Here is a 15,276-nt window from a genome sequence, read left to right as displayed (position 1 = left end):
ATCCTTTATTTCGATGTTATATATTGTCTTAATTCAGCTAACATCTTGTCGGTCGAAAGTTGTTTGGCTGTGTAAATACGAGCAATATGTCCATTCGGTGCAATTAAATATAGATTACCTACGTGATTATTAGTAGGTGAATACGCATGAATATTTTCAGACAAATGCTGGGAAAACCTCAATAGATCAGATTCTGCCAGCGCGGCACTGACAAATCTAGCTGACTGGGCATCAATCATTTGCTGTCGAATTGCTGGAGTATCATTCTCTGGGTCAATAGTAATAAACATAAATACTATATCTGCTTGGCGCAATTCAGTATCTTGGGCAATGGCATTTTCAAGCTGATGTAATTGCTGAATGCGTATTGGACAGATTTCTGAACAAGACAAAAATCCAGCAAACAAATAAGTGAACTGACCAGAATTAGCAGGAAAAATATGCGTATTAAGCTTAGTGTCTTGCCATTGAAAATTTAAGGGTGCTAAATTTTCAGCATTAATACCATATCGGCTTTGGCCATCTGTGCTGTTAATGAATTGTGCTGCAATCATTAATAGAGGCACTAAAAATAGTGCGGTAACAATAAAGCCAACTGCCGACCATTTTTGCGTTTTTGTCATTCACCTCACCGCTTAGCGAAATAATATATCTGGGTAAAAAGTTAATACATTATCATAAAAAATGCCCATGATTGAGTATATCCAATCATGGGCATTTATGGGATTTTTTTAATAAGTAATCGAATAATTACAATGATATTGCTTTTAACGCTTGCTTTGCATTTGTCATTGCTGATGCGGCAATATCTGCGCCCATGTTTAACCCTTCAGCATAAATAACTTCTACATCTGTAATGCCAATAAACGCTAATACTGTGGTTAAATAAGGCACGACATGGTTACTGCCAGCATCTTTATGCATACCTCCACTGGAAGCTACAATCACGGCTTTTTTGCCGGTTAACAATCCCTGTGGTCCTTTATCTGTATAGGTAAATGTCACACCTGCTCTAGCAATAAAATCAATCCAAGCTTTAAGTTGCGTAGGGATCATAAAGTTATACATAGGAGCAGCTAATACTATGGTGTCATTGTGCTGGAGCTCAGCGACTAATTTATCAGATAACGCTAAGGCATCGAGTTGACGCGAAGATAAATTATCGCCACCACGTAAACCATTTGCCAGTTCGCCATCTAATACAGGTACTGGGTCTAGTGCCAAATCGCGGGTAGTGATTGCTGCACCTTTATCTTTAAATAACATTGCCAAGTCATCTAATAATACTGATGATTGTGAATGCTCGCCTAAAATACTCGATTTCAACATTAATACTTTGTTCATGATTATTCCTTAAAGTCGTATCGTCATCTTCAGCACTGGACCCCTGTACGTTCAAACACGTTGAATCGCTGCCTTGATGGAATAACAACAGTATACTTACTAATAAATGGAATAATAGCGGAATAAATCGACACTAACGTTCTAAAAAATAGAATGAAAACCTATTTAGCAAAAGGTAAAGATACATAAACGCCGCAAAAACGAGCGCATAATACATCCTGACACCAGAGTTCAACCGTAAGATCGGCTTTAACTCGCCGCCCTCGTGTCAGCGGTGACAAGTCTAATGCTGGCCAAATCACTCTCGCGGTAGGTTGTTGACGCACTGGCGCAATATATTTCACCTGAGCCTCAGCAAGCACAATGTCACCCGTGACCGAGGCCAACTGCTGTTGCAGCCATACCATGCCCCAACCCGTTAAGGTCATCAAAGTATAAATACTGCCGGCAAACATGGTTTGATGAAGGTTAATATTGGGTGCTAACGGTGCTGTGGTTATTAGCTCACTGATTTTAGATAAAGGCACCTCAGCATGGGAAGCTGCAAGTTCAATATTTGTTGGTAAATTAATCGCATCAGTAAATGACAACACCTCAATCTGCATAAACTGACTGAGCGGAATGGTTTGATACCAGGTGCTCACCAGTTCTTCTATTAGCGGTTGATGCTGAGTCATACTTTATACCTGTAAACTGAAGGTCACTGGGCCATCGTTAATCAAGGATACTTGCATATCAGCACCAAAACGTCCTGTTTGAGTGTCAAGCCCAAGCTCACCACAGTATGCGACAAACGCTTCATATAACGTATTGGCTTGTTCAGGGGTCGCCGCACCAGAAAAACTGGGGCGTAAGCCTTTGCCTGTATCTGCTGCCAAAGTGAACTGAGAAACCACCAGCAATTGGCCGCCAACCTGGGATATATTCAAATTCATTTTGCCATTTTCATCGCTAAACACTCGATACTTACTGATCTTGGTGGCCAACTTTTGCATTTTATCAATATCATCTTCACGCTCAACACCTAACAACACCAACAAGCCTTGATTAATCTCGCCAGTTGTTTCATCTGCCACAGTCACTTTGGCGTGTTTAACCCTTTGTATCAGTCCAATCATAATGTAATTTCACTCCTTAAAAACGGCTTATAACAGGTATAAATTGGCTGTTCTGCGTTGACTCATATTCGTTATCGTTTAACAAATACTTGCGATACCTTGCATCACTGCACGCAGCATCTTCATATCACTCAAACTATGGTATCCGGACTTTACATGCTCTACCGTTAAATAATGGTGTTGGGCCTTTTGTAAGAAATCCGTCAGTAAATGAGCAGGACACACCCAATCTAACTCGCCTTGAATTAAATAAGTTTTTGCAGAAACTCGCCGCGCTATTTGCTCAAACAACTCAGGTGCAGAAAAATAATGATGCATGGCATGGTGGTGTTCAATATGAGCGATTGAAGTGAGTTCAGGCCCAGTCCCCATAACATGAACTAGCATTGGCGAAGCCAAAGCTTGCTCCCACTGATTCCATGCCCAAATAGCTTGTTGTCTTTGTTGCGGGTCTGCTGAGTGTAACAATGTGTCATAAGCAGATAATAACTGTGCTGTATCTTCAATCTGAGCATCTTCTGTTTGTGCATCCACTGCAGGCTTGAATGCTTGATAAGCATCGATAAAAAATTGTGCCGCGCCATTAGGGCCATATAACCAATCACGTGCTGCTGTATTAGCTAAAAACAAGCCCCAATACACTTGCTCACTTACCCTAGCAGGATATAATCCACTGTATAACCACCCTAGTGTCGCACCATAAGACCCACCCACGATGGCCCATTTTTCGATAGCAAAATACTGTCGCACAACCTCAATATCGTCAATTAAAGCGGGTAAAGTATTAGTACTTAAATCACCACCTTGTGAGCGGCCGCATCCTCGTTGATCAATAAAAAATACGTGTAAATCAAGATTCTCAAACAAAGTCACATCACCAGCATGACAACCTGCACCAGGGCCACCATGTAAATACAGCACAGGTTTAGCGCCTAGGCGGCCATATTGCGACACCGAAAGCGTGACACCCTCGCCAACATCAACCATTGCATGGCGAATAAACGCTAAGCTCAAGACGTTGACTTAATCTTTTTGTCAGTCGTTTGCGATGACTGATTTGAATGAAATAACTGAGTTGCCGTACTCTCATCTTCATCGGATGGTTCCAAAATATCTTTTCCAACCACTGAATGAACGCTAGAGTTATTGTCAGCAGCAGGCTTATCATCCAGCTCTGGGATCATTTGATGCAGTAATTGAGCAACATGCTGATCTAAATACTCAGGTAATGAAGCGGTAATAACCGCACCCAATAACACTATAATCCAAGAGATATAAACCCAAACAAACAAAATAGGGATAACCGCTAGCGCACCATAAATGGCCTCATAGCTAGGAAATTGAGTAACATAAAAAGCAAAACCTTTTTTACCTGCCTCAAACAATACCGCTGCCACTATAGCGCCCAAAAGCGCATGTAAAAAATGCACTTTTTTATAGGGCACAACCATATACAGCAGCAAAATAGAGGCAACAGAAAATATCATCGGTAACTGTGCCATAAGCCAGGGTAAAAAACCTGAAAGCTCGGTATCGCTCAATAGCTCCAAAGAGGCAAGATAGGAAGAAGCCACAATACTGGCCCCCATTAGCACCGGGCCTAAGGTCAGCACCATCCAATACATAGAAAAAGACACCACATAAGAGCGCTTTTCTGTGACCCGCCAAATACTATTCAACGACTTATCAATGGCAGAAATCAGCATAATGGCAACAAAGACTAAGGCTATAATCCCTACAAAGGTCCCTTTAGAAGCATTACTGACAAACTCATTAATATAAACTTGTACTGTATCTCCGGCTGCGGGCAAAAAGTTCTGATACATAAACCCTTCGATATGCTCTCTAATGCCCTCAAACACCGGAAAAGCCGACAACATCGACATAGTCACCGCGACCATAGGCACCAGTGATAATAACGTTACATAGGTTAAATGCCCGGCGCGAATATTAATTTGGTCTTCATCAAGCCGATGCTTGAGATGTAATAAGAATTCCCAACTCCCAATAAAAAACTTCTTTAGGGATGCCATAGTGATACGACTGGCCATATTTATCCTTAATCAACAAACGATAGGTAAGATATTCATTGTAATCACCTTTCAACTTCGTACAATGTTATAACAAATGAGATGCAAACCAAAGGAACGAATTTATGTCACAACAAGGATCTGCTGGCAATGTATTAGCCGCTGTCGCGAGTTTATTTTTCCCTGGACTGGGACAATTATTACAAGGTCGATTTTTAGCTGCTATCGCTTTCTTTTGCATTGTAGGCACTGGATACTTTTTTGGGGTACTCATTGTACCCGCCATCATAGGCGCAATATTTCATTTATGGGCCATTATTGATGCTGCAAAGTTTAAGTCTGCTGCGTAACAATCAATAAGAGAAACAATAAGAGAAACCAAATGAAAACCTCAAAAATAATTAACATCGGACTTGCTTTAACGTTAGCAGCAAGCACTCTTTCATTAGGTGGTTGTCAAAGTGCTTATTATGGCGCGATGGAAAAAGTCGGCTATCACAAGCGTGATATTATGGTCGACCGAGTGCAAGATGCAAAAGAGTCACAGGAAGAAGCGCAAGAGCAATTTAGTTCTGCATTAGCTGAAATGCAGGCTTTACTGGCATTTGATGGCGGCGATTTAGAAAAAGCCTATAACAAAGCTAAAGACGAATATGAGTCAGCGCAGGCTGCCGCTGATGATGTGAGCAATCGTATAGATAAAGTAGAAGATGTGGCTGAAGCATTATTTGAAGAATGGCAATCTGAAATAGATGAAATCAGCAAGGCCAGTTTACGTCGTAACAGCACTAGCAAACTGAAAGAGACTCAGCGTTCATACAACTCTTTAGTGAAAAGTATGCGCAGAGCTGAAGCTAAAATGCCGCCCATTTTAACTGCGATGAAAGATAATATGCTGTATTTAAAACACAACCTTAATGCGCAGGCTATTGGCGCAATTAAAGGCGAATTCAGCAGCCTACAGACTGACATTTCAAGCTTGATTAAAGAGATGAACAAGTCGATTGCTGAATCTAATGCGTTTATTAAATCAATGGAAACAGCTAGCTAAACAACCTCAGCTCTGGATGATATAATTTTATTTAACAGCTACTTATTGTCTGACGCTGACTAAAATGCCGTATTACTATTAGCAGTAATACGGCATTTTAGTCATGTATGTCTACTGCTCTAACGGCAACATAGTGCGGCTAAACACCGGCTTTAACACCACCGTTGAATGAACTTGAGCAACATTATCAATGTTATTGATATTTTGTTTAATCAAACATTCTAAACTCAACAAATCTTTCGCGACAATTTTAAGCATGTAATCATATTCACCAGTGATCACAGCACATTCCATCACTTGCTTCAGCTTAGTCATCTCTAATTCAAACTTATCCGCTTTAATACTGGTGCAATCAGCCAATCGAACATAGATAAACGCACTGATATTAAGATCGAGTTTTTGCGGATCTAGCTGGGCTTGATAGCCGATAATCACTTTATCTTGTTCCAGCTTTTTCACTCTGCGTAAACAAGGGGTATCAGACATATTCATTTTATCAGCTAAGTCGGCTATTGAAATACGGCCCTGATGCTGCAAAATATCAAGTAACTTTAAGTCTTTTTTATCCATTGTATAGCCTATTATCTTTAAAACTGTTTCTAACAGCCATTAACTTGAACCACAATTATAGGAGCCTCTCCCACCACTTGCGGTTGAGAATAACGCACTTCAGATTTATTTGCCGCATAATCTGCATTGGGCCTAATATGTAATCCAGCCACTTGCCCAGCAGCACTAAAGGTGGTGATGATAAATTCAGCACGACGGGATCAACTAAGGTAGAACCATTAACTGATTGAGTTAAGTTTGGCTAGCTATCACAAAAAACAGCGTCTTGCGCAATAGATATTTGATCTTTGCCATTATGCTTGGCTTTGTACATGGCAATATCTGCTCGGTGAATCAAGCTATCTGTATCCACATCATCTCCATGACACAATGCCACCCCAATACAAGCACCTACAAACAAAGTATGCCCCTCTAATTCATAAGGTAACTTTATAATATCCAATACTTTATTGGCAACAAAGTTAGCGGTTTGCGCCTGGTCTTTGTTGGGCAACAATACAATAAACTCATCGCCGCCGTAGCGGGCAATAATATCACCATGAAACAGATCTCGGCTGACTCTCTTAGCCACCTCATTAAGTAATAAGTCACCAATGCCATGCCCATAGTTATCATTGATCAACTTAAAACCATCAAGATCGATAAATAATAATGAAAAGTGACGCTTTTCGGATAATAAGTTTTGGATCATATCTCTAATCGCCATGCGGTTAGGTAACCCTGTGACCATATCATGATTAGCCAAGTGCAGCGCTTTTGTCTGGGCTTGTGCCAAATCTGCTGTTCTATCAGCTACGCGACGCTCTAACTCATAGCGACTTTTTTTAATTTCTTCAGACATATGGTTAAAACTTTCAAAAAGCTGCACAAACTCTTTGGTTGTTAACCGCGATAAAGGCAGTTTTTTTAAGGTGTTAGGGGCAAAGGTTAAACCATTGGTAGTATCAATTAATAACGCAATCGGACGCGTAATTAACCCAGAAATCCACCACGAAATGACAACGCAAACAATAAAGGCACTAATTGCTAGCGTTAAAATAATGCCGGCTTGTTCATCTGCACGGGCTAATAATTCACTTTTTGGCTGAGGGATCATCACCCCCCATCCTGTGCTCGGTACCACGGTATAGCCGGCTATCATGTCAGCCTTTACCGCCGGAGAATAAAATGCCATAACGCCTGAGCCACCCATCATCATGTTTTGTACCACACTTATAGCACTGATGTTTTTACTCTCTTGTTGCCATAACTTATTCGGATGGGCTAATACATTACCTTGTTGATCAACAATAGCGGCATGCCCGCCTTGACCAAACTTAACTGCAGACTGCAATTGCTGGATATAGCTAGAGTGCATAGTAGCAAGCCATATGCGTTTATCATCACTTTGGCGGATCATATATAAGGTCGGCTTGGTAACCCCTTTTTTATGGATTGGTGTGAAGCGGCTACGATTAATATCAGTTAAATTAAATGGGTTTAATGAAGAGGTTAACGAGGTAGGCTGTGAGTTTTCAGGACCAAAAATAACCGCTTGTAATTTGCCATGCTGATCAAATTCACCTAATGAAATAACATCGACATCCTGCATCAACTGAATAAATTCTGTTGCTAAGGTTTGCGATACCACTGAATCACTCGCACGAGTAAAAATAGCTAAAGCATCAATGGCATAGCGCTCTAATGCCTGAGAAATATTTTTGGCTAGTAGTAAATGCTTTTCTTCTACCGTCCGATATTCATCTTCAAATACATTATGATTCGACCATACCGCCATAGAAATAATCGGCACTAGCGAGACTAGCACCATCACTAATAATAACGAGCATCTAAAAGATAGTTTCATTAATAACTTGCTCTCATTTAACCCAGCTCCATGTAAGCGAAAAGTCCATTAGCCAAACACAAAAATGAAACACCTTATTCACAAACGCTACAAAATGCAACTAGGCTTAATAAGAGCTTAAAGTGGCGCACTAAAGAAAACTCAATGTAATTAAATGGTATCCAATAAAAAAACCTTCTATTGCTAGAAGGTTTTTAAAAAATTAACCCACCTTTTAGCGGTAAGTTTTATGCATACCAAGCTGGAATATTAGCTTCATAATCGGTGATGCTTTGCTCAAACGACAAGGTTAATCCTATGGCATCTAAACCATTTAGCAATTTATGACGCGCTGATTCAGTAAGACTAAAACTAAACACAGCACCTGTTGGTGAGGTCACTTGCAGCGCTTGTAAATCGACAGTAATTTCAGCACCTTCTTTGGCCGCGACTTCATTCATTAATTGCTGCACTTGATCAGCCGCTAATTTTACCGGTAACAAACCATTGTTAATTGAGTTGCCGTAAAAAATATCAGCAAAACTAGGCGCGATAATCACCCGTAAACCAAAATCCGCTAATGCCCAAGGAGCATGCTCACGGCTTGATCCACAGCCAAAATTTTCTTGGGTGAGTAAAATTGAGGCACCTTTATAACGAGGATGATTTAACACAAACTCAGGATTAGGTTGATCACCTGCATCGTCTAAATAACGCCAATCGTGAAATAAATGAACCCCAAAACCATCTCGGGTCACTTTAGACAAAAATTGCTTTGGAATAATTTGGTCGGTATCAATATTGGCACTATCAATGGTTACCGCTAAACCGGTATGGGCAGTAAATGCTTGCATGTTTCTCTCCTTTATCGGTTTAGTAAGGTTTGCGAATATCAACAAAATGACCGGCTATTGCCGCTGCCGCGGCCATGGCCGGGCTCACTAAGTGAGTACGGCTACCCCGGCCCTGACGACCTTCAAAGTTACGATTGCTGGTTGATGCGCAGCGATCGCCGGCTTCTAAACGGTCATCATTCATGGCTAAACACATCGAACAACCCGGTAAACGCCACTCAAAGCCCGCTTCAATAAATATTTTATCTAAGCCTTCAGCTTCTGCCTGCAACTTCACCTGACCCGACCCCGGCACCACAATGGCCACAACACCTGCCGCCACTTTACGATTTTTAGCATGTGCGGCAGCGGAGCGTAAATCTTCAATGCGCGAGTTAGTGCACGAGCCAATAAACACTTTATTGATGGTCACATCGGTCATTTTTGTGCCCGATGTCAGGCCGATATACTCTAATGCCTTAATGATACTGTTGCGCTCAGTACTATTGGTCTCATCATCTGGATTAGGTACTACGCCATCAATTGCAACCACTTGACCAGGGTTAGTTCCCCAGGTTAACTGCGGCGCAATATCTTTCGCTTCTAGCACTACTTGCGCATCAAACTGGGCATCTAAATCGGTTTTCAATTCAGACCAAGCGGCAACCGCCTTCTCCCAATCTTGGCCTTTTGGTGCAAATTCGCGCCCTTTTAAGTAGTCAAAAGTAGTTTGATCAGGTGCTACCATGCCAGCTTTAGCACCCATTTCAATGGCCATATTACATAAGGTCATACGGCCTTCCATTGATAATGCGGCAATTGCATCACCACAAAATTCGACCACATAACCTGTGCCACCGTCCATGCCAAGCTTACCAATAATGGCTAATACGATATCTTTAGCTGTCACGCCGTCAGTGACACTGCCACGCACTTCTACTCGCATGGTTTTGGCTTTTAATTGACGTAAGGTTTGTGTCGCCAATACATGCTCAACTTCAGAGGTACCAATACCAAATGCCAGTGCGCCAAACGCACCATGTGTAGCAGTATGCGAGTCACCACAGACAATAACACTGCCAGGTAATGTAATACCTAACTCAGGCCCCATTACATGCACAATACCTTGGTTGGGATGATGAATATCATATAAGCGCACACCAAAGTCTTTACAGTTTTGCGCTAGAGTTTCAACTTGAATGCGTGCCATTGGGCTTAGCGCATCAAGGCTGGCACTTTTAGTTGAAGTGTTGTGATCCATGGTGGCAAAAGTTTTTTCTGGTGCGCGTAATTTACGTCCCGCAACCTTTAAGCCACTAAACGCTTGCGGTGATGTCACTTCATGCACTAAATGACGATCCACATAAATAATTGGCGCCTCAGCTTCTGGGCTGGCGACTATGTGTGCATCCCATACTTTTTCGTACAATGTTTTTGCGCTAGTTTGCATCATTAGACACCTTCCTTAATAGCATTAGCGATGAAGTCACCCATTTGCTTAGTCGATTTGGCTTGGTCGCGCTTCTCTGCTGTTAATAACTCGCCGGTTAAATAGCCCGCCGACAATGCTTTACTTACGGCACGCTCAATGGCGGTTGCCGCGGCTTCTTCTTTAAAGCTGTGACGTAGCATTAATGCTGCAGATAAAATTTGCGCTACTGGGTTGGCAATACCAAGCCCTGCAATGTCTGGCGCACTGCCACCAGCGGGTTCAAACAAACCAAAACCTGTGCTGTTCATGCTGGCCGATGATAATAGACCCATAGAACCGGTTAACATGGCGATTTCATCAGAGATAATGTCACCAAAAAGGTTTGAACATAACATCACATCGAACTCATTTGGGCGACGTAACAATTGCATGGTCGCATTATCAATATAGATATGTTCCAGCTCAACATCTGGGAAATCGATCGCAACTTCTTCAACCACTTGACGCCATAATACCGAGCACGCTAGCACGTTGGCTTTATCGACCGAGGTGACTTTATTTTTGCGACCGCGCGCCGCTTCAAATGCGATACGGGCAATACGGCTAATTTCGCGGCGGCTATAACGCATAGTGTCAAATGCTTCTTCATCATCCCCTTCGCCCTGGCGCCCTTTTGGCTTGCCAAAGTAAATGCCACCGGTTAGCTCACGCACGCACAACACGTCAAAACCACGGGCAGATATGTCACTACGTAATGGTGACATATGCTCTAAGCCATTGTGTAATTTTGCAGGACGTAGATTACAAAACAATTCAAAGTGACCACGAAGCGGTAATAATGCACCGCGCTCAGGTTGGTCGTTAGGCGGTAGTTTTTCCCACTTTGGACCACCAACGCTACCAAATAAAATCGCATCGGCGGCTTCACAGCCTTTTAATGTGGCATCGGGTAATGGGCAGCCATGATTATCAATCGCAATGCCGCCTACATCATATTCGGTGTATTTAATATCGAGGTTAAAGCGTGCTTCGACTTCGACAAGCACTTTACGTGCTTCAGCCATCACTTCAGGACCGATACCATCACCCGACAATACTGCTACTTGATAACTCATACGCCACCTAACTCCCTATCTTTATGAATCTGTTGTTTAAAATCAGCCACTTTATCGGCACGATAAGTTAAGTTCATCACATGCACTAACGCTTGCGCTGACGACTCAACTACGTCGGTAGCCAAACCAACGCCGTGGAAGTTTTGGCCATTATATTTGGCGGTAATATCCACTTGCCCTAATGCGTTTTGGCCTTCACCTTTAGCACCTAATTTATAGCTAGTAATATTTATCTCACGCCCAGTTGCTCGGGCAATCGCGTTGTATGCTGCATCAACTGGACCGTTACCTGTGGCAGCTTCCGTTTTTTGCTCGCCATCAACCATAATACGAATAGTGGCTGTCGCCACACCTTCGGTTGAATCTGAATGCACCATCATGTGTTGTAATTCATAGTTATCATCATCTTGAGCTCGTGATTCCATAAACACTAAGGCTTCAAGGTCATAATCAAATACTTGGCCTTTTTTATCGGCTAATTTTAAGAACTGATCGTACAAACTGTCCATATCATAATCAGTCGTCAAATAACCCATTTCTTCCATGCGATGCTTAATCACATGGCGGCCTGAACGTGAAGTCATGTTCAAGTTATTACGATTTAAGCCAATGCTTTCTGGGGTCATTATTTCGTAAGTATTTTTGGCTTTTAACATGCCATCCTGGTGAATACCTGACGAATGTGAAAAGGCATTCGCACCAACAATCGCTTTATTGGCCTGAATAGGCATATTACATAACTGGCTAACCAAACTTGAAGTACGATAAATCTCTTTGGCGTTAATGCCACATTCTAGATCTAATAAGCCTTTGCGAGTCGATAAAATCATCGCGATTTCTTCAAGAGAACAGTTACCTGCACGCTCACCAATACCATTAATAGTACACTCAATCTGACGAGCCCCCATTTCAACGGCGGTAATCGAATTGGCAACCGACAATCCTAAGTCGTCGTGGCAATGCACTGAAATTACCGCTTGATCGATATTAGGGACGCGATTAAACAAGGTCTGAATAATGCCGCCGAATTCACTTGGGATGGTATAGCCGACGGTGTCCGGGATATTAATGGTGCGCGCACCCGCAGTAATTGCCGCTTCAACCATACGACATAAATTATCAATCGGTGTCCGGCCAGCATCTTCACAGGAAAACTCAACATCATCGGTAAATTTGCGCGCATATTTAACCGCATTAACGGCCATTTCTAGCACATCATCAAAGCTGCGTTTTAATTTGCTTTCAACATGAATAGTTGAAGTAGAAATAAAGGTATGAATACGGAACTGCTCTGCCACAGATAAGGCTTGAGCTGCTGCATCAATGTCTTTTTCTAGGGCACGTGCTAGCGCACAGACACGACTGTTTTTAATGGTTTGGGCAATAGTTTGTACCGACTTGAAATCACCAGGTGATGAAATAGGAAACCCTACTTCCATGACATCTACACCAAGACGTTCTAATGCTAATGCGATTTGAAGTTTTTCTTTCACCGTCAAACTGGCCGCCAAAGCCTGCTCACCATCTCTTAATGTGGTATCAAAAATTATGACTCTATCAGACATCGACTTTACTCCATTTTTGCCTTTGCTTTTTAAACTAAATCGGCAATTGCTTCTCGGTAATTAATACATTTTCAAATGCGTATAAACAAAAAACCCCGCGACATCATGCGCGGGGTTTGTGATTGGTGAGAAAATTAATTCACATTCAGCACAACAGGCTCCGCGCAGTTTCTGCGAATGAGGAGAAGGAGCCCTAGAAGTACGTTAGTGTTATTCATAATTTTTAAATATCTATTCTATTTTTACAGTTATCAAATTTTCTCTTGGGTTAATAATTACCTTGGCAACGCCTCAGTGTCAACCCCCTTTTTACTAAGTTGAATAATATGAGTGACAATTAAAATGAATAATCATTGAATAAATAGCGTTATAAATTGAGCTATCTCATTGTTTCACTTCTAACTTAGTCACTAATTTTGTGCATTATTTAGCGTGAAATCGGTATACTCAACACTACTCAGACATCTTTTTAACAGTCCCTATAGGTCATCATGTTTTTGTTGCAGCGGTTTATACGTGTGTATTGCTTATTTATCACAGGATCACTGATACTGATTACTGCAGCATTATCCTTAAACAGCAACACAGCTTTGGCTGCAACTTACCCACCCGCACTAACTCATGCTGATTATCAGCTTAAAACGAAAACAGAAAAGCTCGATTACATCGATTGGCTGTCACCACAGTATCCAGCCCAGGCTAAAAAACTGATTGATGAACTTGATTCTTTGCATCAAGTAACGCCTTTTTCTGACCGTCATTATTTGAGATTACATTTGTTAAGTTGTTTTAATCTGATTAATTTGGGTTTAAATTCACAAGCCATTAAAGTAGCCAAAGTTGGCGTCGATACGGCTCAAAAAATGCGTATAGATTTAGCCAAACCCTATTTTTTGGCCTGTGAAGCAAGTGCATTGGATTTTGAGGGGGAACAAATTCTGGCCGCACTCGTCAATGAGGAATCGATTAAATTAGCTCAGCTATATAACCAGCCTCAAGCATTAGTTCAGGGCTTAATGACTAGAAGTACCAGAAATAATACTAATGAAACCTTCTCACAAGCATCTGAAGATATCAAAGTCGCCATAGACTTATATCCTGTTGCCAAAGCTCAAACTCCTTCATGGTACATCCTGCCCGAACCATACTTGGCACTGGTAATGAGTAATTTAATGTACTCTTCTGGCGATTTATTAGCTGCATTAGCCTATGCAAAAGAAGCACAAGCCTCACATCAGGCTAATGGTGTAATTGCCACCGCAGTGGGGTTTTACTTGGCACGAATTTCTATCTCTTCAGGTGATTTAAAATCTGCAGAGCACTATTTAGCGTTAACTAAAACCCTGTCACCTGAACCAGATAACTTAAATAACCAAGCTAATTTTAATGCCCAAACGGCTTATATCGAACTGCACCTGGGTCACTTACTCTCAGCAGAAACCGCTATTGAAAAAAGCATCAAGCATTTTATCAATACTAATGACAATATTAAATTAATGCGGGCTAAACGTACTTTAGCAATGATTTATTTCGCTCAAGATAAAAACCAGCAAGCGTTATCGCTAATGGATCAAAATATTGCCCAAGCTAATGATAATAATCAATTTTTTGATCTAGTAGAGTTTCATCAAATTCTAAGTCAACATTACAGCAGCAACAATCAATATAAATTAGCGTTTCATCAGCAAGAACTTAAATATGCTGCAAGTCAAAAGGCCAGTGAAAAACTGACTAATACACGCATTGCGCAGCTCAAGGCTAATCGCGAACCCATTGAAAATATTACCCAACAAATAGACCCATCATCGTTAATCTTTCAAGCACAAAATATCGCGCTATTAAGTTTAGCTATTTTTATTTTATTGGCATCGTTTATTTTCTTCATCTCTCGCAAGCCTAAAACTGAACTCAACTTGAGAAATAAAGACGACCCATTACAGCAAATAGATGCAATGTTAAGCTTAGCGAAGCAGAGCCATAATCCGCTTACATTGTTGCTCCTGGACACCATCAATATGCGTGATGTGGATATTGCGATAGTACAAGGAGCAATGCAGCAAGTCTTACGAGAGCAAGATAAAATTTTGCGCCAAAAAAGCAACCAAATAGCTGTATTACTGCCCTTCACATCCGATGAAGGCGCTACAAGAGTAGTTAATCAACTTGCGATTACTATTCAGCCATATCAATCAATTAAAGTTAACTTTGGCATTGCCAGCCTGCAGCAGCTGGACAACCTTGATAGCTTAATTAAACGTGCAGAATTAAATCAGCTAGGCAATTTACAGAAGTGGCACCAAAGTAGTAAATAAAATATTAAACAAACTGGATTAGAGGTAATGGTTGTTATTTGGTGTTCTACTTGAACATTTTTTGATTTAGCAGCGTTTTAT

General features: G+C 41.3%; 15 protein-coding genes. 3 read left to right on the top strand and 12 right to left on the bottom strand.

The features are described 5' to 3' along the window. Positions 1-5: 5 nt before the first annotated feature. From ACRWP9_RS03685 to ACRWP9_RS03660, 6 genes are all read right to left on the bottom strand, one after another. Positions 6-623, bottom strand: a complete 618-nt coding sequence (locus ACRWP9_RS03685; protein WP_434927912.1) for an SCO family protein — start codon at positions 621-623, stop codon at positions 6-8. Between the two features lie 127 nt (positions 624-750). After that, on the bottom strand, positions 751-1,344 hold the full coding sequence (locus tag ACRWP9_RS03680) for an FMN-dependent NADH-azoreductase (RefSeq protein ID WP_434927911.1): 594 nt from the start codon (positions 1,342-1,344) through the stop codon (positions 751-753). Between the two features lie 161 nt (positions 1,345-1,505). Beyond that, on the bottom strand, positions 1,506-2,021 hold the full coding sequence (locus ACRWP9_RS03675; protein WP_434927909.1) for a thioesterase domain-containing protein: 516 nt from the start codon (positions 2,019-2,021) through the stop codon (positions 1,506-1,508). Between the two features lie 3 nt (positions 2,022-2,024). After that, complete coding sequence (gene dtd, locus ACRWP9_RS03670; protein ID WP_434927908.1) at positions 2,025-2,462, bottom strand: D-aminoacyl-tRNA deacylase; 438 nt, start codon at positions 2,460-2,462, stop codon at positions 2,025-2,027. A 78-nt stretch (positions 2,463-2,540) separates the two neighbouring features. Beyond that, on the bottom strand, positions 2,541-3,476 hold the full coding sequence (locus tag ACRWP9_RS03665) for an alpha/beta fold hydrolase (protein WP_434927907.1): 936 nt from the start codon (positions 3,474-3,476) through the stop codon (positions 2,541-2,543). After that, positions 3,473-4,513, bottom strand: coding sequence for a virulence factor BrkB family protein (locus ACRWP9_RS03660; RefSeq protein ID WP_434927905.1), 1,041 nt, complete (start codon positions 4,511-4,513; stop codon positions 3,473-3,475). The genes ACRWP9_RS03665 and ACRWP9_RS03660 overlap by 4 nt, the downstream gene beginning before the upstream one ends. A gap of 104 nt (positions 4,514-4,617) precedes the next feature. Between ACRWP9_RS03660 and ACRWP9_RS03655 the strand changes: the two genes are divergently transcribed. Then, positions 4,618-4,842: a hypothetical protein gene (locus ACRWP9_RS03655; RefSeq protein ID WP_226411773.1), complete on the top strand. Its 225-nt coding sequence runs from the start codon at positions 4,618-4,620 to the stop codon at positions 4,840-4,842. Between the two features lie 32 nt (positions 4,843-4,874). Continuing rightward, a complete protein-coding gene (locus ACRWP9_RS03650) occupies positions 4,875-5,543 on the top strand; it encodes a DUF2959 domain-containing protein (protein WP_434927904.1) in 669 nt (222 codons plus the stop codon). 111 nt (positions 5,544-5,654) lie between these two features. Here ACRWP9_RS03650 and ACRWP9_RS03645 read toward each other — a convergent pair whose 3' ends face one another. The 6 genes from ACRWP9_RS03645 to leuA form a co-directional block, all read right to left on the bottom strand. Beyond that, positions 5,655-6,113 carry an Lrp/AsnC family transcriptional regulator gene (locus tag ACRWP9_RS03645; RefSeq protein ID WP_434927903.1) on the bottom strand — a complete coding sequence of 153 codons (459 nt, stop codon included), beginning with the start codon at positions 6,111-6,113 and terminating at the stop codon, positions 5,655-5,657. Positions 6,114-6,354: 241 nt separating this feature from the next. Beyond that, positions 6,355-7,959, bottom strand: a complete 1,605-nt coding sequence (locus ACRWP9_RS03640; protein ID WP_434927901.1) for a diguanylate cyclase domain-containing protein — start codon at positions 7,957-7,959, stop codon at positions 6,355-6,357. A 227-nt stretch (positions 7,960-8,186) separates the two neighbouring features. After that, positions 8,187-8,792, bottom strand: a complete 606-nt coding sequence (leuD, locus tag ACRWP9_RS03635) for a 3-isopropylmalate dehydratase small subunit (protein ID WP_434927899.1) — start codon at positions 8,790-8,792, stop codon at positions 8,187-8,189. Positions 8,793-8,811: 19 nt separating this feature from the next. Continuing rightward, the gene (gene leuC, locus ACRWP9_RS03630) at positions 8,812-10,224 is read right to left on the bottom strand and encodes a 3-isopropylmalate dehydratase large subunit (protein ID WP_434927898.1); all 1,413 of its coding nucleotides are present in this window, start codon (positions 10,222-10,224) and stop codon (positions 8,812-8,814) included. Beyond that, positions 10,224-11,318, bottom strand: a complete 1,095-nt coding sequence (gene leuB / locus ACRWP9_RS03625; RefSeq protein ID WP_434927896.1) for a 3-isopropylmalate dehydrogenase — start codon at positions 11,316-11,318, stop codon at positions 10,224-10,226. The genes leuC and leuB overlap by 1 nt, the downstream gene beginning before the upstream one ends. Beyond that, positions 11,315-12,883 carry a 2-isopropylmalate synthase gene (gene leuA / locus ACRWP9_RS03620; protein WP_434927894.1) on the bottom strand — a complete coding sequence of 523 codons (1,569 nt, stop codon included), beginning with the start codon at positions 12,881-12,883 and terminating at the stop codon, positions 11,315-11,317. Before leuA ends, leuB begins: the two co-directional genes overlap by 4 nt. Before the next feature lie 518 nt (positions 12,884-13,401). On the opposite strand from leuA, the gene ACRWP9_RS03615 reads away from it, so the two are divergent. Beyond that, positions 13,402-15,195: a hypothetical protein gene (locus ACRWP9_RS03615; RefSeq protein WP_434927893.1), complete on the top strand. Its 1,794-nt coding sequence runs from the start codon at positions 13,402-13,404 to the stop codon at positions 15,193-15,195. Positions 15,196-15,276 lie beyond the last annotated feature (81 nt).

The sequence above is a fragment of the Shewanella sp. HL-SH2 genome (assembly GCF_051164935.1).
Lineage (GTDB): Bacteria > Pseudomonadota > Gammaproteobacteria > Enterobacterales > Shewanellaceae > Shewanella > Shewanella glacialimarina.
The sequence above is the reverse complement of the archived record's forward strand: the minus strand, read 5'-3'. Positions and strand labels throughout refer to the sequence as shown.

Excerpts from the sequence above, each read along its gene's own strand:
- ACRWP9_RS03650 (WP_434927904.1), top strand. The coding sequence starts at position 4,875 with ATGAAAACCTCAAAAATAATTAACATCGGACTTGCTTTAACGTTAGCA.
- ACRWP9_RS03645 (WP_434927903.1), bottom strand. The coding sequence starts at position 6,113 with ATGGATAAAAAAGACTTAAAGTTACTTGATATTTTGCAGCATCAGGGC.
- leuA (WP_434927894.1), bottom strand. The coding sequence starts at position 12,883 with ATGTCTGATAGAGTCATAATTTTTGATACCACATTAAGAGATGGTGAG.
- ACRWP9_RS03660 (WP_434927905.1), bottom strand. The coding sequence starts at position 4,513 with ATGGCCAGTCGTATCACTATGGCATCCCTAAAGAAGTTTTTTATTGGG.
- ACRWP9_RS03640 (WP_434927901.1), bottom strand. The coding sequence starts at position 7,959 with ATGAAACTATCTTTTAGATGCTCGTTATTATTAGTGATGGTGCTAGTC.
- ACRWP9_RS03655 (WP_226411773.1), top strand. The coding sequence starts at position 4,618 with ATGTCACAACAAGGATCTGCTGGCAATGTATTAGCCGCTGTCGCGAGT.
- ACRWP9_RS03685 (WP_434927912.1), bottom strand. The coding sequence starts at position 623 with ATGACAAAAACGCAAAAATGGTCGGCAGTTGGCTTTATTGTTACCGCA.
- leuC (WP_434927898.1), bottom strand. The coding sequence starts at position 10,224 with ATGATGCAAACTAGCGCAAAAACATTGTACGAAAAAGTATGGGATGCA.
- dtd (WP_434927908.1), bottom strand. The coding sequence starts at position 2,462 with ATGATTGGACTGATACAAAGGGTTAAACACGCCAAAGTGACTGTGGCA.
- leuB (WP_434927896.1), bottom strand. The coding sequence starts at position 11,318 with ATGAGTTATCAAGTAGCAGTATTGTCGGGTGATGGTATCGGTCCTGAA.
- ACRWP9_RS03675 (WP_434927909.1), bottom strand. The coding sequence starts at position 2,021 with ATGACTCAGCATCAACCGCTAATAGAAGAACTGGTGAGCACCTGGTAT.
- ACRWP9_RS03680 (WP_434927911.1), bottom strand. The coding sequence starts at position 1,344 with ATGAACAAAGTATTAATGTTGAAATCGAGTATTTTAGGCGAGCATTCA.
- leuD (WP_434927899.1), bottom strand. The coding sequence starts at position 8,792 with ATGCAAGCATTTACTGCCCATACCGGTTTAGCGGTAACCATTGATAGT.